Annotated in this window: 9 protein-coding genes and 3 rRNA genes; all 12 read left to right on the top strand. The window is 63.8% G+C overall.

Going from position 1 to position 20,452, the window contains the following annotated elements; genetic code table 11:
* Window positions 1-207 precede the first annotated feature (207 nt).
* Window positions 208-1,720 (top strand): 16S ribosomal RNA (locus tag AC5YDV_RS13145).
* A 369-nt stretch (window positions 1,721-2,089) separates the two neighbouring features.
* Window positions 2,090-5,195, top strand: a 23S ribosomal RNA gene (locus AC5YDV_RS13140).
* Window positions 5,196-5,320: 125 nt separating this feature from the next.
* Window positions 5,321-5,437, top strand: a 5S ribosomal RNA gene (gene rrf, locus AC5YDV_RS13135).
* Together the 16S, 23S and 5S rRNA genes form the textbook arrangement of a ribosomal RNA operon.
* A 399-nt stretch (window positions 5,438-5,836) precedes the next feature.
* Window positions 5,837-6,487, top strand: coding sequence for a 50S ribosomal protein L10 (gene rplJ / locus AC5YDV_RS13130; RefSeq protein WP_496183693.1), 651 nt, complete (start codon window positions 5,837-5,839; stop codon window positions 6,485-6,487).
* Window positions 6,488-6,505: 18 nt separating this feature from the next.
* Window positions 6,506-6,895, top strand: coding sequence for a 50S ribosomal protein L7/L12 (rplL, locus tag AC5YDV_RS13125; protein WP_496183692.1), 390 nt, complete (start codon window positions 6,506-6,508; stop codon window positions 6,893-6,895).
* 306 nt (window positions 6,896-7,201) lie between these two features.
* Entirely contained in the window at window positions 7,202-10,675 is a 3,474-nt protein-coding gene (gene rpoB, locus AC5YDV_RS13120; RefSeq protein ID WP_496183691.1) for a DNA-directed RNA polymerase subunit beta, read from the top strand.
* A 157-nt stretch (window positions 10,676-10,832) separates the two neighbouring features.
* Window positions 10,833-14,714, top strand: coding sequence for a DNA-directed RNA polymerase subunit beta' (locus AC5YDV_RS13115; protein WP_496183690.1), 3,882 nt, complete (start codon window positions 10,833-10,835; stop codon window positions 14,712-14,714).
* 489 nt (window positions 14,715-15,203) lie between these two features.
* Complete coding sequence (rpsL, locus tag AC5YDV_RS13110; protein ID WP_496183689.1) at window positions 15,204-15,575, top strand: 30S ribosomal protein S12; 372 nt, start codon at window positions 15,204-15,206, stop codon at window positions 15,573-15,575.
* Window positions 15,575-16,045, top strand: coding sequence for a 30S ribosomal protein S7 (gene rpsG, locus AC5YDV_RS13105; RefSeq protein ID WP_496183688.1), 471 nt, complete (start codon window positions 15,575-15,577; stop codon window positions 16,043-16,045). Before rpsL ends, rpsG begins: the two co-directional genes overlap by 1 nt.
* A gap of 95 nt (window positions 16,046-16,140) precedes the next feature.
* The gene (gene fusA, locus AC5YDV_RS13100) at window positions 16,141-18,258 is read left to right on the top strand and encodes an elongation factor G (RefSeq protein ID WP_496183687.1); all 2,118 of its coding nucleotides are present in this window, start codon (window positions 16,141-16,143) and stop codon (window positions 18,256-18,258) included.
* A gap of 275 nt (window positions 18,259-18,533) precedes the next feature.
* On the top strand, window positions 18,534-19,727 hold the full coding sequence (gene tuf, locus AC5YDV_RS13095) for an elongation factor Tu (protein ID WP_496183686.1): 1,194 nt from the start codon (window positions 18,534-18,536) through the stop codon (window positions 19,725-19,727).
* Window positions 19,728-19,910: 183 nt separating this feature from the next.
* Window positions 19,911-20,408 (top strand): hypothetical protein, encoded by a 498-nt coding sequence (locus AC5YDV_RS13090; protein ID WP_496183685.1) that lies wholly within the window; start codon window positions 19,911-19,913, stop codon window positions 20,406-20,408.
* The last annotated feature ends 44 nt before the right edge of the window (window positions 20,409-20,452 follow it).

Raw genomic sequence — 20,452 nt, 5'->3', positions numbered from 1 at the left:
GGTGTGTGTCGGAAGTTTGAGAACTCAACAGCGTGCTTAGGTCAATGCCAGTGGCTATGACATCTTTTGGGGTGTTGTGGTTCATTTTTTGCACACATAACCTTTGGTTTTTGTGTGTCCTCGTTGTCAGTTTTGGCTGACACTTTGAGTGATTGATTGATTGCCAACTTTTGGGTTGGTTTGTCAGTGTGATTGCTTTCCAGTTTTTCGATGGAGAGTTTGATCCTGGCTCAGGACGAACGCTGGCGGCGTGCTTAACACATGCAAGTCGAACGGATCATCAAACTTGTTTGGTGGTTAGTGGCGAACGGGTGAGTAACACGTGAGTAACCTGCCCTTCACTGTGGGATAACGAGGAGAAATTCTTGCTAATACCGCATATTCAGATGTCTTCGCATGGGGGTGTTTGGAAAGTTTTTTCGGTGGGGGATGGACTCGCGGCCTATCAGCTTGTTGGTGGGGTAGTGGCCTACCAAGGCTTTGACGGGTAGCCGGCCTGAGAGGGCGACCGGCCACACTGGGACTGAGATACGGCCCAGACTCCTACGGGAGGCAGCAGTGGGGAATATTGCACAATGGGCGGAAGCCTGATGCAGCAACGCCGCGTGCGGGATGACGGCCTTCGGGTTGTAAACCGCTTTCACCAGGGGCGAATTTGACGGTACCTGGAGAAGAAGCACCGGCTAACTACGTGCCAGCAGCCGCGGTGATACGTAGGGTGCGAGCGTTGTCCGGATTTATTGGGCGTAAAGAGCTCGTAGGTGGTTTGTTGCGTCGGATGTGAAAACAGACAGCTTAACTGTGTGCTTGCATTCGATACGGGCAGACTTGAGGGATGTAGGGGAGAACGGAATTCCTGGTGGAGCGGTGGAATGCGCAGATATCAGGAGGAACACCGGTGGCGAAGGCGGTTCTCTGGACATTTCCTGACGCTGAGGAGCGAAAGCGTGGGGAGCGAACAGGCTTAGATACCCTGGTAGTCCACGCCGTAAACGGTGGGCACTAGGTGTGGGGGACTTCCACGTTCTCCGTGCCGTAGCTAACGCATTAAGTGCCCCGCCTGGGGAGTACGGCCGCAAGGCTAAAACTCAAAGGAATTGACGGGGGCCCGCACAAGCGGCGGAGCATGCGGATTAATTCGATGCAACGCGAAGAACCTTACCTGGGTTTGACATGCACCAGACGACAGCAGAGATGTTGTTTCCTTCGGGCTGGTGTGCAGGTGGTGCATGGCTGTCGTCAGCTCGTGTCGTGAGATGTTGGGTTAAGTCCCGCAACGAGCGCAACCCTCGTCCTATGTTGCCAGCGGGTTATGCCGGGAACTCATGGGAGACTGCCGGGGTCAACTCGGAGGAAGGTGGGGATGACGTCAAGTCATCATGCCCCTTATGTCCAGGGCTTCACGCATGCTACAATGGCTGGTACAAAGTGTTGCGATCCCGTGAGGGTGAGCGAATCACGTAAAGCCAGTCTCAGTTCGGATTGGGGTCTGCAACTCGACCCCATGAAGTCGGAGTCGCTAGTAATCGCAGATCAGCATTGCTGCGGTGAATACGTTCCCGGGCCTTGTACACACCGCCCGTCAAGTCATGAAAGTCGGTAACACCCGAAGCCGGTGGCCCAACCCTTGTGGAGGGAGCTGTCGAAGGTGGGATCGGTAATTAGGACTAAGTCGTAACAAGGTAGCCGTACCGGAAGGTGCGGCTGGATCACCTCCTTTCTAGGGAGCCTCTGTGCCTCATCCACCGTCACGGGTGGGGGGTCGTCCTCGTTCACATCCGAGTGTGGTGTGCGGGGCGGGGTGACTGAATTGTGGATGGTGTTGACCGAGTCCCGGCCAGGGATGAGCGCTTCGTGTCTAGTACTGCACCGTGTGGTGTGTGGAACGGGTGGGGTGTTCGGAGTCTGGTGGGGGCGGTGGCACGTTGTTGGGTTCTGGGACTTCCGCCGTGGTTTGGTGGGTGTCGCAACGATGATGCCAGGGTTTGGTCCCCAGTTTGGGGGTTGGGTTCTGGTGTTTGTTTGTTGTTTGAGAATTGTATAGTGGACGCGAGCATCTTTGTAGATTTTGTTGATCGTTTTTGTTTGGTGACAAGCTACTAAGGGCGGTCGGTGGATGCCTTGGCATCAAGAGCCGATGAAGGACGTTGTAACCTGCGATAAGCCATGGGGAGCTGGTAAACGAGCTTTGATCCGTGGATTTCCGAATAGGGAAACCTCGAATGACCCGAGTTGTGTCGGGCGACCTCATCCTGAATATATAGGGGTGTTGGAGGGAACGTGGGGAAGTGAAACATCTCAGTACCCACAGGAAGAGAAAACAATTGTGATTCCGTGAGTAGTGGCGAGCGAAAGCGGAAGAGGCCAAACCTGGCGTGTGTGATAGCTGGCAGGCGTTGCACGTTGGGGGTTGTGGGGCCGACTCGGGAGGGCTGCTGATCTCCCATCGAGTGATAAAGCAAACATGAAGCTGAAACACCTGGGAGGGTGTACCAGAGTGCGTGACAGTCGTGTAGGCGTATGTGTTTGCCTCGTTGTCGTTACCCCAAGTAGCACGGAACCCCTGAAATTCTGTGTGAATCCGGCGGGACCACCCGTCAAGCCTAAATACTCCTTGATGACCGATAGCGGACAAGTACCGTGAGGGAAAGGTGAAAAGTACCCCGGGAGGGGAGTGAAATAGTACCTGAAACCGACCGCCTACAATCCGTCGGAGCCTCTTTGTGGGGTGACGGCGTGCCTTTTGAAGAATGAGCCTGCGAGTCAGTGCTCGGTGGCGAGGTTAACCCGTGTGGGGGAGCCGTAGCGAAAGCGAGTCCGAATAGGGCGTTTGAGTCGCCGGGTCTGGACCCGAAGCGGAGTGATCTATCCATGGCCAGGTTGAAGCGACGGTAAGACGTCGTGGAGGACCGAACCCACTTGGGTTGAAAACCGAGGGGATGAGCTGTGGATAGGGGTGAAAGGCCAATCAAACTCCGTGATAGCTGGTTCTCCCCGAAATGCATTTAGGTGCAGCGTCGCCTGTTTCTTGCCGGAGGTAGAGCACTGGATGGTCTAGGGGGCCCACAAGCTTACCGAAATCAGCCAAACTCCGAATGCCGGTAAGTGAAGGGCGGCAGTGAGACTGTGGGGGATAAGCTTCATAGTCGAGAGGGAAACAGCCCAGATCACCAGCTAAGGCCCCTAAGGGACTGCTAAGTGGAAAAGGATGTGGAGTTGCGAAGACAACCAGGAGGTTGGCTTGGAAGCAGCCACCCTTGAAAGAGTGCGTAATAGCTCACTGGTCAAGTGATTCTGCGCCGACAATGTAGCGGGGCTCAAGCAGTCCGCCGAAGCTGTGGCAATCATGCGTGTACCTGCCTTCGGGCCAGGTGTGTGGTTGGGTAGGGGAGCGTCGTGTGTGCTGTGAAGCGGCGGGGTGACCCAGTCGTGGAGTGCACACGAGTGAGAATGCAGGCATGAGTAGCGAAAGACGGGTGGGAAACCCGTCCGCCGAATATCCAAGGGTTCCAGGGTCAAGCTAATCTGCCCTGGGTGAGTCGGGACCTAAGGCGAGGCCGACAGGCGTAGTCGATGGACAACCAGTTGATATTCTGGTACCGGCGAAGCAACGCCCGTGTCGAGGCCGGTGATACTAAGCACGCGAGGCCTTCCGTGGTGCCCTTCGGGGTGTCTGGTTGGTTGAGTCTGTGACCTGAGCCGGTAGTAGGCAAGCTGCGGAGGGACGCAGGAAGGTAGCCCATCCCACGCGATGGTTGTCGTGGGCTAAGCGTGTAGGCCGGCACATTGGCAAATCCGTGTGCTGTGTGGTTGAGACGTGATGGCACTGGGGACTTGTCCCTGGTGTGGGTGATCCTATGCTGCCTAGAAAAGCTTCGTGAGCGAGTTGTGAGCCGCCCGTACCCCAAACCGACACAGGTGGATAGGTAGAGAATACCAAGGCGATCGAGAGAATCGTGGTGAAGGAACTCGGCAAAATACCCCCGTAACTTCGGGATAAGGGGGACCTGATCCGTCAACTGCCTTGCGCAGGGTAGCGGTGAGGGTCGCAGAGACCAGGCCCAAGCGACTGTTTACTAAAAACACAGGTCCGTGCGAAGTTGAAAGACGATGTATACGGACTGACTCCTGCCCGGTGCTGGAAGGTTAAGGGGAACTGTTAGCGCAAGCGAAGCGGTGAACTTAAGCCCCAGTAAACGGCGGTGGTAACTATAACCATCCTAAGGTAGCGAAATTCCTTGTCGGGTAAGTTCCGACCTGCACGAATGGAGTAACGATTTGGGCGCTGTCTCCACCACGAACTCGGCGAAATTGCATTACGAGTAAAGATGCTCGTTACGCGCAGCAGGACGGAAAGACCCCGGGACCTTTACTATAGTTTGGTATTGGTGATCGGTACGACTTGTGTAGGATAGGTGGGAGACTTTGAAGCTGTCACGCCAGTGATGGTGGAGTCATCGTTGAAATACCACTCTGGTCGTTCTGGTTATCTAACCTCGGACCCTGATCGGGTTCAGGGACAGTGCCTGATGGGTAGTTTGACTGGGGCGGTCGCCTCCCAAAAGGTAACGGAGGCGCCCAAAGGTTCCCTCAGCCTGGTTGGCAATCAGGTGTTGAGTGTAAGTGCACAAGGGAGCTTGACTGTGAGACAGACATGTCGAGCAGGGACGAAAGTCGGGACTAGTGATCTGACGGTGGCGTGTGGAAGCGCCGTCACTCAACGGATAAAAGGTACCCCGGGGATAACAGGCTGATCTTGCCCGAGCGTCCATAGCGACGGCATGGTTTGGCACCTCGATGTCGGCTCGTCGCATCCTGGGGCTGGAGTCGGTCCCAAGGGTTGGGCTGTTCGCCCATTAAAGCGGCACGCGAGCTGGGTTTAGAACGTCGTGAGACAGTTCGGTCCCTATCCGCTGCGCGCGTTAGAGTCTTGAGAAGGGCTGTCCTTAGTACGAGAGGACCGGGACGGACCAACCTCTGGTGTGCCAGTTGTCCTGCCAAGGGCACGGCTGGTTGGCTACGTTGGGAAATGATAACCGCTGAAAGCATCTAAGCGGGAAGCACGCTTCAAGATGAGGACTCTCACCACCTTGAGTGGGTAAGGCCCCCTACAGACCATGGGGTTGATAGGCCAGATGTGGAAGCACAGTAATGTGTGGAGCTGACTGGTACTAATAGGCCGAGGGCTTGTCACTACACCAAACAGTGACGAGACCCAACAATATCTGCTAACGCTCGCGTCCACTATACGATATCTTGACCAGCAAACAGTTGGTTGTTTCCCCCCACACCCAGGTGTGGGACGACAATTACAGATTGTTTCGGTGGCCATTGCGCAAGGGAAACGCCCGGTCCCATTCCGAACCCGGAAGCTAAGCCTTGCAGCGCCGATGGTACTGCACTCGCGAGGGTGTGGGAGAGTAGGACACCGCCGAACACACCCCCCAAAAGGGGTGACAAGAAAGGGCCCCCAGCTAGGCTGGGGGCCCTTTCGCGCACCCAGGCGCACGGTGGCCGGACGGCGTAGCACGGCCCTGGACGCACTGAACCCGAGCCCTCGACGCAGTGAACCCGAGCCCCTCGACGCACTGAACCCGAGCCCTCTGCGCACTGAACCCGAGCCCTCGGCAACAGGGAGCCCGCCGATTTGGGCGTGGCCGCGCCTTTGGCGTAGAGTGGGTCCTCGAAGCCGAAGACCGCTGGTGTCTGCCCCCGGGCAGTGTAAATCCCGCGCAGGTGTCACGATCGAATCGCTGGCCTCCAGCGTGCCCCGTGCGCTTGCGCTCGGGGTTTTTCCATGTCTTGGGCCTGACTACAAGAAGTGGGAAGGAGACCCATGGCGAGGCCGGACAAGGCAGCTGCGGTCGCTGAGCTGAAGGATGCCTTCAGCAGCGCGAACGCTGCAGTGCTGACCGAGTACCGCGGTCTCACCGTGAAGAGCATCAAGGCCCTGCGCCGTGCTCTCGGTGAGGACGCCACATACGCCGTCGCGAAGAACACTCTGACCCAGATCGCCGCCAAGGAAGCCGGAATCGAGGGGCTCGACGAGCAGCTCACCGGTCCGACGGCGATCGCCTTCATCAACGGTGACGTTGCCACCGTTGCGAAGGGTCTGCGCGACTTCGCGAAGGACAACCCGCTTCTGGTCATCAAGGGTGGCGTCATGGACGGTCGTGTCCTCGACGCCGATGCTGTGAAGAAGCTCGCCGACCTCGAGTCGCGCGAGGTCCTTCTCGCCAAGCTGGCTGGTGCCATGCAGGCGAACCTCAGCAAGGCTGTGTACCTCATCGCTGCTCCGCTGTCGCAGGCCGCTCGTGCCTTCGGCGCCCTGGAGGCCGCGGCGGGGGAGAACCCGTCCCTCATCGGTGGCGCCGGCGAGGCTGCCCCCGAGACTGACCAGAAGCCCGACACCGCCGAGGCTGCCTCGGCACCCGAGGCAGCGCCCGCTGCCGAGGCAGACGACACCGCGGCCGAGTCCGCGGAGTAATTGAAAGGAAGCCACACCATGGCGAAGCTCACCAACGACGAGCTCCTTGACGCCTTCAAGGAGATGACCCTGATCGAGCTCTCCGAGTTCGTCAAGCTGTTCGAGGATGCCTTCGGCGTCACCGCCGCCGCCCCGGTGGCCGTGGCCGCCGCCGGCGCTGCCCCCGCCGCCGCCGCGGTCGAGGAGGAGGAGGTCTCCAACGAGGTCGACGTCATCCTCGAGTCCGCCGGCGAGAAGAAGATCCAGGTCATCAAGGAGGTGCGCGCCCTCACGTCCCTCGGCCTCAAGGAGGCCAAGGACCTCGTCGAGGCCGCCCCGAAGGCAGTCCTGGAGAAGGTTGCCCGCGACGCGGCCAACAAGGCCAAGGAGCAGCTCGAGGCCGCCGGCGCCACCGTCACCGTCAAGTGACCTCGGCGCCTGCGCACTGACGCAGAGCACAGAAGGGCCCGCGGGATCCGTCCTGCGGGCCCTTTCGCGTCCGCCGACACCCCTGTGGTGGGTGCGTTCGGCCCGAGGGAGCTGTAAGCTTCTCGCGTCCGCCCCCGGAGCAACGTGGCTCGCGGAGGCAGGGTGGGGCGTGGTGAGACTTGCGCGATCCTTCCAGGCAGGCTAGCATCAGGCTTTGCCCCAATTGACGACCCGTGACGATTTGACGCGGGGCGTTTCGCATGCAAAGAACCTCCCAGCCCGGGTTCTATTGGAAGGACCATAGTCTTGGCCGTCTCGCGCACTGCGTCGAAGAACACCAACGTCGTTTCCAGTGTTGGCCGGATCTCGTTCGCGAAGATCCACGAGCCCATGGAAGTACCCAACCTCCTTGATCTGCAGGTCGACTCCTTCGACTGGCTCGTCGGCAACGACGTGTGGCGCCAGCGCGTCGCGGATGCCTTGGCGGAGGGACGCACCGACATCAACACGAAGTCCGGTCTGGAGGAGATCTTCGAGGAGATCTCCCCGATCGAGGACCTCTCCGAGACGATGTCGCTGAGCTTCCGCGACCACCGCTTCGAGGAGCCGAAGTACACGGTCGAGGAGTGCAAGGACCGCGACGTCACGTACGCGGCGCCCCTCTTCGTCACCGCCGAGTTCGTGAACAACGAGACCGGTGAGATCAAGTCCCAGACCGTGTTCATGGGTGACTTCCCCCTGATGACCGACAAGGGCACATTCGTCATCAACGGCACCGAGCGTGTCGTCGTGTCGCAGCTCGTCCGCAGCCCGGGTGTCTACTTCGAGCAGACCCCGGACAAGACGTCCGACAAGGACATCTTCAGCTGCAAGATCATCCCCTCGCGCGGCGCGTGGCTCGAGTTCGAGGTCGACAAGCGCGACATGGTCGGCGTTCGCCTCGACCGCAAGCGCAAGCAGAACGTGACCGTCCTGCTGAAGGCCCTGGGCTGGACGAACGAGCAGATCCTCGAGGAGTTCGGCGAGTACGAGTCCATCCGGCTCACCCTGGAGAAGGACAACACTGCCAACACGGACGAGGCGCTGCTCGACCTGTACCGCAAGCTGCGCCCGGGCGAGCCGCCGACGCGTGAGGCCGCGCAGGCGATGCTCGACAACTACTACTTCAACCCGAAGCGGTACGACACCGCCAAGGTCGGTCGCTACAAGATCAACAAGAAGCTCGGCCTGTCGCTGCCGTTCGACCAGCAGGTGCTGACGATGGAGGACATCGTCGCGTCCATCCGCTACGTGGTGGCCCTGCACGACGGCCAGGAGATGCTCGGTGACGTCCCCGTCGAGACGGACGACATCGACCACTTCGGCAACCGTCGCCTCCGCACGGTCGGCGAGCTGATCCAGAACCAGCTCCGCATCGGCCTCGGCCGCCTCGAGCGCACGGTCCGCGACCGCATGACCACGCAGGACATCGAGGCGATCACGCCGCAGACGCTGATCAACATCCGTCCCGTCGTGGCGGCGCTGAAGGAGTTCTTCGGCACCTCGCAGCTGTCGCAGTTCATGGACCAGAACAACCCGCTGGCGGGCCTGACCCACAAGCGTCGCCTGTCGGCCCTGGGGCCCGGCGGTCTGTCCCGTGATCGCGCCGGCATGGAGGTCCGCGACGTCCACCCGTCGCACTACGGCCGCATGTGCCCCATCGAGACCCCTGAAGGCCCGAACATCGGCCTGATCGGCTCGCTGGCGTCCTTCGCCCGCGTCAACGCGTTCGGCTTCATCGAGACGCCGTACCGCAAGGTCGTCGACGGCCACGTGACCGACCAGATCGACTACCTCACCGCCGACGAGGAGGACCGCTACATCGTCGCGCAGGCCAACGCCGTGCTCGACGACCAGGGCCGGTTCACCGAGGAGCGCGTGCTCGTCCGTGTCAAGGACGGCGACGCCGCTGAGGTCCCGGCGTCCGAGGTGCACTACATGGACGTCTCCCCGCGCCAGATGGTGTCGGTCGCCACCGCGCTGATCCCGTTCCTCGAGCACGACGACGCGTCCCGTGCGCTCATGGGCGCGAACATGCAGCGCCAGGCCGTCCCGCTGCTCCGCAACGAGGCCCCGTACGTGGGCACCGGCATGGAGTACCGCGGTGCGGTCGACGCCGGCGAGGTGACCGTGGCCAACAAGGCCGGTGTGGTGACCTCCGTCTCGGGCGACATCATCGACGTGATGAACGACGACGGCACGCAGACCAGCTACCGCATGGCGAAGTTCGTCCGGTCCAACCAGACGACCTGCATCAACCAGCGCCCGCTGGTCGCCGACGGTGACCGGGTCGAGGTGGGCACCCCGCTCGCCGACGGCGCCTGCACCGACAACGGCGAGATGGCTCTCGGCCGCAACCTCCTCGTGGCGTTCATGCCGTGGGAGGGCCACAACTACGAGGATGCGATCATCCTCAGCCAGCGCCTCGTCCAGGACGACGTGCTCACCTCGATCCACATCGAGGAGCACGAGATCGACGCCCGCGACACCAAGCTGGGCCCCGAGGAGATCACCCGTGACATCCCCAACGTCGGCGACGACATGCTCGCCGACCTCGACGAGCGCGGCATCGTCCGCATCGGCGCCGAGGTGGGTACGGGCGACATCCTCGTCGGCAAGGTCACCCCGAAGGGCGAGACCGAGCTGACCCCGGAGGAGCGCCTGCTGCGCGCCATCTTCGGTGAGAAGGCCCGGGAGGTCCGCGACACCTCCATGAAGGTGCCGCACGGCGAGACCGGCACGGTCATCGGCGTCCGCGTGTTCGACCGCGACGAGGGCGACGAGCTGCCCCCCGGCGTGAACCAGTTGGTCCGCGTCTACGTGGCCCAGAAGCGCAAGATCTCCGACGGCGACAAGCTGGCCGGACGCCACGGCAACAAGGGCGTCATCTCGAAGATTCTGCCCGTCGAGGACATGCCGTTCCTCGAGGACGGCACCCCCGTGGACATCGTCCTCAACCCGCTCGGCGTGCCGAGCCGCATGAACGTCGGCCAGGTGCTCGAGACGCACCTCGGCTGGATCGCCCACAGCGGCTGGGACATCGAGGGCGTCGACGAGCCCTGGGCCAACCGCCTCAAGGACGTCGGCCTCGGCCACGTCGAGCCGAAGACCAACCTGGCGACGCCGGTGTTCGACGGTGCGAACGAGGGGGAGATCGCCGGCCTGCTCGAGAACGGCCTGCCGCAGCGCGACGGCCTCAAGATGGTGGACGCCGGTGGCAAGGCGCAGCTCTTCGACGGTCGCTCCGGCGAGCCGTACCCGGAGCGCGTGGGCGTCGGCTACATCTACATGCTGAAGCTGCACCACCTGGTCGACGACAAGATCCACGCCCGTTCGACCGGCCCGTACTCGATGATCACGCAGCAGCCGCTGGGTGGCAAGGCGCAGTTCGGTGGCCAGCGCTTCGGTGAGATGGAGGTGTGGGCGATGGAGGCCTACGGCGCCGCCTGGGCCCTGCAGGAGCTCCTCACCATCAAGTCCGACGACGTCCCGGGCCGCGTGAAGGTCTACGAGGCGATCGTCAAGGGCGAGAACATCCCCGAACCCGGTATCCCCGAGTCGTTCAAGGTTCTCGTCAAGGAGATGAAGTCGCTCTGCCTGAACGTCGAGGTCCTGTCCTCCGACGGCACCGTGGTCGAACTGAAGGATTCCGAGGACGACTACCACCGCGCCGACGAGTTCGGGATCGACCTGAGCCGTCGCCCCGGTGCGGACTCGTTCGCCGACATCGACGAGGTCTGAGCAAGGCCAAGCGGACGCCGGGGTGCCCCTCGGCGTCCGCCCACCCCGCAGGAACCTGAACCTGCACCCCCCGCGCGAGGCGCCTCGCGCGGGCCGTCCGGACCAGCGGCCACTGGTCTGAACAGAAATCCCCCGGCAGGGGAGAGAAGGAAGAAACGTGCTGGACGTCAACTTCTACGACAAGTTGCGCATCGGGCTGGCCACCGCGGACCAGATCCGCGAGTGGAGCCACGGCGAGGTCAAGAAGCCTGAGACGATCAACTACCGCACGCTCAAGCCCGAGCGTGACGGCCTGTTCTGCGAGAAGATCTTCGGTCCCACCCGGGACTGGGAGTGCTACTGCGGCAAGTACAAGCGTGTGCGCTTCAAGGGCATCATCTGCGAGCGCTGTGGCGTCGAGGTCACCCGCTCCAACGTCCGCCGCGAGCGCATGGGCCACATCGAGCTGGCCGCGCCGGTCACCCACATCTGGTACTTCAAGGGTGTCCCGAGCCGTCTGGGCTACCTGCTCGACATCGCGCCGAAGGACCTCGAGAAGGTCATCTACTTCGCCGCGTACATGATCACCTCGGTCGACGAGGAGGCCCGCCACCGTGACCTGACCTCGCTCGAGGGCAAGGTCGAGGTCGAGCGCAAGCAGATCACCGCCCGCATGAACGCCGACGTCGAGGCGCGCCTGCAGAAGATCGAGGAGGACCTCGCCGCCCTGGAGGCCGAGGGTGCCAAGGCCGACCAGAAGAAGCGCGTCCGCGACATGGGCGAGCGTGAGGTCAAGCTGAGCCGTGATCGTGCCCAGCGCGAACTCGACCGCCTGGACGCCGTGTGGGCCCGCTTCAAGAGCCTGAAGGTCCAGGACCTCGAGGGTGACGAGATCCTCTACCGCGAGATGAAGAGCCGCTTCGGCAAGTACTTCGAGGGCTTCATGGGCGCCGAGGCGATCAAGCGTCGCCTCACCGACTTCGACCTCCAGGCCGAGTCGGAGCGCCTGCGTGAGACGATCGCGACCGGCAAGGGCCAGCGCAAGACCCGCGCGCTCAAGCGCCTCAAGGTCGTGTCCGCTTTCCTGACCACCACCAACAGCCCGGTGGGCATGGTGCTGGACGCCGTCCCGGTCATCCCGCCGGACCTGCGTCCGATGGTGCAGCTGGACGGTGGCCGCTTCGCGACCTCCGACCTCAACGACCTGTACCGCCGCGTCATCAACCGCAACAACCGCCTCAAGCGCCTGCTCGACCTCGGTGCCCCCGAGATCATCGTGAACAACGAGAAGCGGATGCTCCAGGAGGCCGTCGACTCGCTGTTCGACAACGGACGCCGTGGGCGTCCGGTGACCGGCCCCGGCAACCGTCCGCTGAAGTCCATCTCGGACATGCTCAAGGGCAAGCAGGGCCGGTTCCGCCAGAACCTGCTGGGCAAGCGCGTCGACTACTCCGGCCGTTCGGTCATCGTCGTCGGCCCGCAGCTCAAGCTGCACCAGTGCGGCCTGCCGAAGAACATGGCGCTGGAGCTGTTCAAGCCGTTCGTCATGAAGCGACTGGACGACCTGAACCTGGCCCAGAACATCAAGTCGGCCAAGCGCATGGTCGAGCGCCAGCGCCCGGTGGTGTGGGACGTCCTCGAAGAGGTCATCCAGGAGCACCCGGTCCTGCTGAACCGTGCACCCACCCTGCACCGCCTCGGCATCCAGGCGTTCGAGCCGCAGCTGATCGAGGGCAAGGCCATCCAGCTGCACCCGCTCGTCTGCACCGCGTTCAACGCCGACTTCGACGGCGACCAGATGGCTGTCCACCTGCCGCTGTCCGCCGAGGCCCAGGCCGAGGCGCGCATCCTCATGCTGTCGACGAACAACATCCTCAAGCCGGCTGACGGCCGCCCGGTCACCCTGCCGACGCAGGACATGATCATCGGCCACTACTTCCTCACCACCGCCCGTGACGGGCAGCCCGGCGAGGGACGCGTGTTCGTCAGCAAGGACGAGGCCTACATGGCGTTCGACCGGGGCGAGATCAAGATCAACACCAAGATCACGATCCGCATCTCCGGGCTCGAGCCGCCCGTGGGGGTCCAGGTCCGCGAGGACGGCACCTACATGCTGGAGACGACCCTGGGTCGCGCCCTGTTCAACGAGGCGCTCCCGGCCGACTACCCCTACGTGAACAACAGCGTGGGCAAGAAGCAGCTGGGCCAGATCGTCAACGACCTCGCCGAGCGCTACCCGAAGGTCGACGTGGCCCGCACGCTGGACCGCCTGAAGGACATCGGCTTCCGCTGGGCGACCCGCTCCGGCGTCACCGTGTCCATCTCGGACATCCAGACCCCGCCGTCCAAGCCCGAGATCCTGGCGTCCTACGACGCACGGGCCACGAAGATCACCCGCCAGTTCGAGCGCGGCAAGGTCACGGAGGAGGAGCGCCAGCAGGAGCTCGTCCAGCTGTGGACCGACGCCACCGCCGAGCTGACCGCGGCCATGGAGGCGAACTTCACCTCCGAGAACCCGATCTTCATGATGGTGAACTCGGGTGCGCGAGGAAACATGACGCAGATGCGTCAGATCGCCGCCATGCGCGGCCTCGTGGCCAACCCGAAGGGCGAGATCATCGCGCGTCCGATCAAGTCGAACTTCCGCGAGGGCCTGTCCGTCCTGGAGTACTTCATCTCCACCCACGGTGGACGCAAGGGGCAGGCCGACACCGCCCTGCGCACGGCCGACTCGGGTTACCTGACCCGTCGTCTGGTCGACGTCAGCCAGGACGTCATCATCCGCGAGGAGGACTGTGGCACCGAGCGTGGCCTGACCAAGGTCATCGTGGCCACGGGCCGTGACGGCAAGGTCGGTCCGGCGTTCAACGTCGAGACCTCGGTCTACGCCCGCACGCTGGCCTCCGACGTCACGGACGCCAACGGCGAGGTGCTGGTCGCAGCCGGCACCGACCTCGGTGACCAGGAGATCAACAAGCTGATCTCCGCCGGCGTGACCGAGGTCAAGGTCCGCTCGGTCCTGACCTGTGAGTCGAAGGTCGGTACCTGCGCGCTGTGCTACGGCCGCTCGCTGGCGTCCGGCAAGCTCGTCGACGTGGGCGAGGCCGTTGGCATCGTCGCGGCGCAGTCCATCGGCGAGCCCGGCACCCAGCTGACCATGCGTACCTTCCACACCGGTGGTGTGGCCGGCGACGACATCACGCAGGGCCTGCCGCGTGTCGGCGAGCTCTTCGAGGCCCGGACGCCCAAGGGCAAGGCCCCGATCGCCGAGGCGGCCGGCCGCCTGCGGCTGGAGGAGGGGGAGCGCACACGCAAGCTCGTCCTCGTCCGCGACGACGGAGAGGAGGACTTGGAGTACCCGCTGCCGCGTCGTGTGCGCCTGGAGTGGGAGGACGCCGCCATGGTCCGCCACTCGATCGGCGATGGCGACCACGTCGAGGCGGGCCAGCAGCTCTGGGCCGGCACGCTCGACCCGCAGGACATCCTGCGCGTCAACGGACTCCGCAAGGTCCAGGAGCACCTGGTCGACGAGGTGCAGGCCGTGTACCGGACGCAGGGCGCTCCGATCCACGACAAGCACATCGAGATCATCATCCGCCAGATGCTGCGCCGCGTGACGGTCATCGAGTCGGGCGAGACCAACATCCTGCCGGGTGACCTGGTCGACCGTGCCCTCTTCGAGGCCGAGAACCGCAAGGCCATCACCGAGGGCCGGACGCCCGCGCAGGGCCGTCCCGTCCTCATGGGCATCACCAAGGCGTCGCTGGCCACCGAGAGCTGGCTGTCGGCGGCGTCCTTCCAGGAGACCACCAAGGTGCTCACCGACGCGGCCATCCAGGCCAAGTCGGACTCCTTGGTCGGCCTCAAGGAGAACGTCATCCTGGGCAAGCTCATCCCGGCGGGCACCGGTCTCGACCGCTACCGCAACATCCGGGTGGAGCCGACCGCCGAGGCGCGCGCCGCGGCGTACGACCTCAGCTACGACCCGTACGACTACGACATCGCCGGCGTCGCGCCGGTCATGCCGAGCGACGAGTTCGACCTGGGCGACTTCAGCTGATCCTTGCTCGGCTGAGCGCGGAGGGCCCCGGAACCCAGTGGTTCCGGGGCCCTTCTCGTGCTGACGGGTCTGCGGCTCCCCCTGAGGCATTTCCGGGTGGAATGACCCCAAGGATCCTTGGGGTCATTCCACCCGGAAATGCCACACACTACGGATGGCTGTCGGCCCCGTCCTGCAACCCGAGTTGGGGGCGTGCGGCCCACCCGGCTAGACTGGGAACAACGCTCTTCGGCTAGTCATGTCCCGAGGTACCCACGGTCCGTCTTTTGACCGCCTCCGGGTCTAACCACTAGTCTTTGTCGTTGTGTTCAGGCAACTGAACAACTTCGTGCCAGCCGTGGCTCCCCCGCGTGGGTGTGACCGGCGGGTTCGTCCCCACGTCGGTTGATGTCCGTGGAGCCCTGCGAGCTCTCGTCAGAGGTCGGCGTGCACCAAGTGCTTGGCGCCCGGTAGGGGGCCAGACAAACTCGAACGAAGGATTTCCAGCCGGTGCCCACAATCCAGCAGTTGGTCCGCAAGGGCCGCAGTGACAAGAAGACGACCAGCAACACCCCCGCGCTGAAGGGCTCGCCCCAGCGCCGCGGTGTGTGCACGCGCGTGTACACCACGACCCCGAAGAAGCCGAACTCGGCCCTTCGCAAGGTTGCACGTGTCCGCCTGTCCTCGGGCATCGAGGTGACCGCATACATCCCCGGCGTCGGTCACAACTTGCAGGAGCACTCGATGGTGCTCGTGCGCGGCGGCCGCGTGAAGGATCTCCCGGGCGTTCGGTACAAGATCATCCGCGGTTCGCTCGACACCCAGGGTGTCAAGAACCGCAAGCAGGCCCGCAGCCGCTACGGCGCGAAGAAGGAGAAGTAATGCCTCGCAAGGGACCGGCCCCCAAGCGGCCGCTCGTCGTCGACCCCGTCTACGGCTCCCCGCTGGTCTCCCAGCTGGTGAGCAAGATCCTGCTCGACGGCAAGAAGACCACCGCCCAGCACATCGTCTACGGTGCGCTCGAGGGTACCCGAGCCAAGTCCGGCGTCGACCCGGTGCAGACGCTGAAGAAGGCGCTCGACAACATCCGTCCGGCGGTCGAGGTCAAGTCCCGCCGCGTCGGTGGCGCGACCTACCAGGTCCCCGTCGAGGTCAAGCCCGCCCGCGCCACCACCCTGGCGATGCGCTGGCTGGTCAGCTACTCGCGTCAGCGCCGCGAGAAGACGATGACCGAGCGTCTCATGAACGAGCTGCTGGATGCCTCGAACGGCCTGGGCGCCAGCGTCAAGAAGCGTGAGGACACGCACAAGATGGCCGAGGCGAACCGCGCCTTCGCCCACTACCGCTGGTGAATTCCTTGAAGCTCTCTCCCGCCGCGAGGCGGGAGGGAGCTTCACGGCTGTCCCGAGTCGACACGAACAATACGTAACTAGAGGGGAAACAACCCGTGGCCATTGACATCAAGACCGACCTGGCCAAGGTCCGCAACATCGGCATCATGGCCCACATCGACGCGGGCAAGACCACGACCACCGAGCGCATCCTGTTCTACACCGGCATCAACTACAAGATCGGTGAGACGCACGAGGGCTCGGCCACGATGGACTGGATGGAGCAGGAGCAGGAGCGCGGCATCACCATCACGTCCGCCGCGACGACCTGCTTCTGGCACGACAACCAGATCAACATCATCGACACCCCCGGCCACGTGGACTTCACGGTCGAGGTGGAGCGTTCGCTCCGCGTCCTCGACGGTGCGGTCACGGTGTTCGACGGCGTCGCCGGCGTCGAGCCGCAGTCCATGACCGTGTGGCGGCAAGCCAACAAGTACGGCGTCCCCCGCATCTGCTACGTCAACAAGCTCGACCGCACCGGTGCGTCCTTCGACTTCGTCGTCAAGACCATCCGCGAGCGCCTCAACGCCGTCGCCGCCGTCCTCCAGCTGCCCGTGGGGGCCGAGGCTGACTTCCAGGGTGTCATCGACCTGGTCGGCATGCGCGCCCTCATGTGGCGCGGCGAGACGAAGATCGGCGAGGACTACACCGTCGAGGAGATCCCGGCCGACATGGCCGATCGCGCCGCCGAGGCTCGCGAGGAGCTCATCCAGACCCTGGCCGACCACGACGACGAGTTCGCCGAGGCTTGGCTGCTGGCCGAGGACTCGGGGGATGAGCTCGACGTTCCGACCATCAAGGCGGCCATCCGCCGCGGTGTGCTGGCGTCGAAGTTCACCGCCGTCGTCTGTGGCACCTCGTTCAAGAACAAGGGTGTCCAGCCGATGCTGGATGCGGTCATCGACTACCTGCCGTCCCCGCTGGACATCCCCGCCATCGACGGCTTCAAGCCCGGCGACGAGTCTGTGAGGCTCGAGCGGCATCCGTCGAACGACGAGCCCCTCTCGGTGCTGGCGTTCAAGATTGCCGCGGACCCCCACCTGGGTCGCCTCACGTACGTCCGTGTCTACTCCGGGGTGCTGAAGTCGGGCATGCAGGTGCTGAACGCGACCAAGGGCAAGAAGGAGCGGATCGGCAAGATCTACCAGATGCACGCCAACAAGCGTCAGGAGATCGAAGAGATCGGCGCCGGCATGATCTGTGCGGTCATGGGCCTCAAGGACACCACCACCGGTGAGACCCTCTCCGACCCGGGCAACCCGATCATCCTCGAGTCGATGGAGTTCCCGAACCCCGTCATCGAGCAGGCGATCGAGCCGAAGACCAAGTCCGACCAGGAGAAGCTCGGCACGGCCATCCAGCGCCTCGCCGAGGAGGATCCCACCTTCCGCGTCCACACCGACGAGGAGACCGGTCAGACCATCATCGCCGGCATGGGCGAGCTGCACCTCGAGGTGCTGATCGACCGCATGCGCCGCGAGTTCAAGGTCGAGGCCAACATCGGCAAGCCGCAGGTGGCCTACCGTGAGACCCTCCGCCGCCCGGTTGAGAAGGTCGAGTACACCCACAAGAAGCAGTCGGGTGGTTCGGGCCAGTACGCCAAGGTGCTCGTCGCCCTGGAGCCGCAGGAGGCGGGCGCGGGCTACGAGTTCGTCAACGGCGTCACCGGTGGCCGCATCCCGAAGGAGTACATCCCCGCGGTGGACCAGGGCATCCAGGAGGCCATGGCCTTCGGCCCGCTCGCCGGCTACCCGGTCGAGGACATCAAGGTCACGCTGATGGATGGCGCCTACCACGACGTCGACTCCTCCGAACTCGCGTTCAAGATCGCCGGCTCGATGGTCTTCAAGGAGGCCGCGCGCAAGGCCGACCCGGCCCTGCTGGAGCCGCTGATGGCCGTCGAGGTCACCACGCCGGACGACTACCTCGGCACCGTGATCGGTGACATCAACTCCCGCCGTGGCCATGTCCAGGGCATGGAGGAGGCGCACGGCAACCAGGTCGTCCGCGCGCTCGTCCCGCTGTCGGAGATGTTCGGCTACGTCGGCGACCTGCGGTCGAAGACCTCCGGCCAGGCGTCGTACTCCATGGAGTTCCACTCCTACGGTGAGGTGCCGAAGTCGGTGGCCGAGGAGATCATCGAGAAGGGTCGCGGCGGCAGCAACGAGTGACGCCGCGGTCCCTGTGACAACCCGCCGGCCCCGCAACCTGATCGGTTGCGGGGCCGTCGGCGTCCCGGCGCAGCGAGCCCGGGGCGGACGCCGGACGTCGCGCGCAGCAACCAGTCGTGACCGAGTTTGACTGGGGGGCTCCGAACGATACGATTGGAAAGGTTGTCGCGTGGGTGTTCGCCCGGGCGGCGCAGCCTTAGAACTTGCCTCGCAACCTGCGGGGCGAAAAGCACGCCCCGCGAACGCGTGGCGGAAGATCCCAGGAGGAGCCACAAGTGGCAAAGGCCAAGTTTGAGCGGACCAAGCCGCACTGCAACATCGGCACCATCGGGCACGTCGACCACGGCAAGACCACGCTCACGGCGGCGATCACGAAGGTGCTCCACGACAAGTACCCGGACCTCAACGCCGTGTCCGCCTTCGATCAGATCGACAAGGCCCCCGAGGAGCGCCAGCGCGGTATCACGATCTCCATCGCGCACGTCGAGTACCAGACCGAGAAGCGCCACTACGCGCACGTCGACTGCCCCGGTCACGCCGACTACGTGAAGAACATGATCACCGGTGCGGCCCAGATGGACGGCGCGATTCTCGTGGTCGCCGCCACCGACGGCCCGATGGCGCAGACCCGTGAGCACATCCTGCTCGCCCGCCAGGTCGGCGTGCCGGCGATCGTCGTCGCGCTGAACAAGTGCGACATGGTCGACGACGAGGAGCTCATCGAGCTCGTCGAGATGGAGCTCCGTGAGCTGCTCTCCTCGCAGGAGTTCGACGGCGACAACCTGCCGATCGTCCGCGTCGCGGCCTTCCCGGCGCTGAACGGCGACGAGAAGTGGGGCAACACCATCCTCGAGCTCATGGACGCGGTGGACGAGTACATCCCGCAGCCCGAGCGCGACACCGAGAAGCCCTTCCTGATGCCCGTTGAGGACGTCTTCACGATCACCGGTCGTGGCACCGTCATCACCGGTCGTATCGAGCGCGGCATCGTCCGCACCGGCGAGACCGTCGACATCATCGGCATCCGCGAGCAGAAGCAAACCTCGACCATCACCGGTGTCGAGATGTTCCGCAAGATCCTCGACGAGGGTCGCGCGGGCGAGAACGTCGGCCTGCTGCTCCGCGGTACCAAGAAGGACGACGTCGAGCGCGGCATGGTCGTCTGCAAGCCGGGTTCGGTCACCCCGCACACCGACTTCGAGGCTCAGGTCTACATCCTGAACAAGGAGGAGGGGGGCCGCCACAAGCCGTTCTTCTCGAACTACAGCCCCCAGTTCTACTTCCGCACCACGGACGTGACTGGTGTCGTCCAGCTGCCCGAGGGCACCGAGATGGTCATGCCCGGTGACAACACCGGCATGACCGTGCACCTCAACAAGCCGATCGCCATGGAGGAGGCGCTGAAGTTCGCCATCCGTGAGGGTGGCCGCACCGTCGGCGCCGGCAACGTGACCAAGATCCTCAAGTGATCTAGGCCCACGCCAGGCTCAACAGGCCCGTGTCCCCTGATGGGGGTACGGGCCTGTTACCGTTTCGAGACATACCCCCCCCGGGTAAAAGTTGCTCTGCTACGACAGGTAGTAGTAAACTTTTCATTGGTCAGAGGCTCAGGGATGAGCCACCACAGCAAGTGCTCGAAGGGAGCAACTCCAATGAACCTCAAGCCCCTGAAGACCGCCGGTCTCGTCTCACTGGTCATGGGTATCCTGTTCGTCCTCACCGGTGCCGTCACGTGGGGTGTGATCACCGCGCAGCTGAACGACGAGCGCATCACCACGCCGAGTGACGCCTTCCTGCCGGGGGCCGCCGTCAACAACCCGCTCGCCGCGCTCGCGCAGGCCGACATCATCAACAAGCACGCCCTCAAGGGCAGCAACGGCCTCACCTACGCCGAGCTCGGCGCCGAGGCCACCAAGGCCCGGAACGCCGGCGACACCGCCAAGGCCGAGGAGCTCACCAAGCAGCGCACCACCGTCATGAACGGTTCGTTCCTCCGTGCGTCGCTGTTCACCTCCGTCCTGGCCTACGGTGTCTCGCTGTTCGCCATCGGTGTCGGTGCCACCCTGCTCGTCCTGGGCTGGGCCCTCAACAAGGTCGGTGGCCAGTCCGTCGCGGCTGCCCGCTCCACCGAGGGCGCCTCGCGCGTGTGACCCTCAGCTGATTCCCCTCATCAGGGGGCACCGGTTCGCCGGTG

The organism is Propioniciclava sp. LT432 (assembly GCF_059515965.1).
This window is presented reverse-complemented; position numbering and strand designations above follow the sequence as displayed.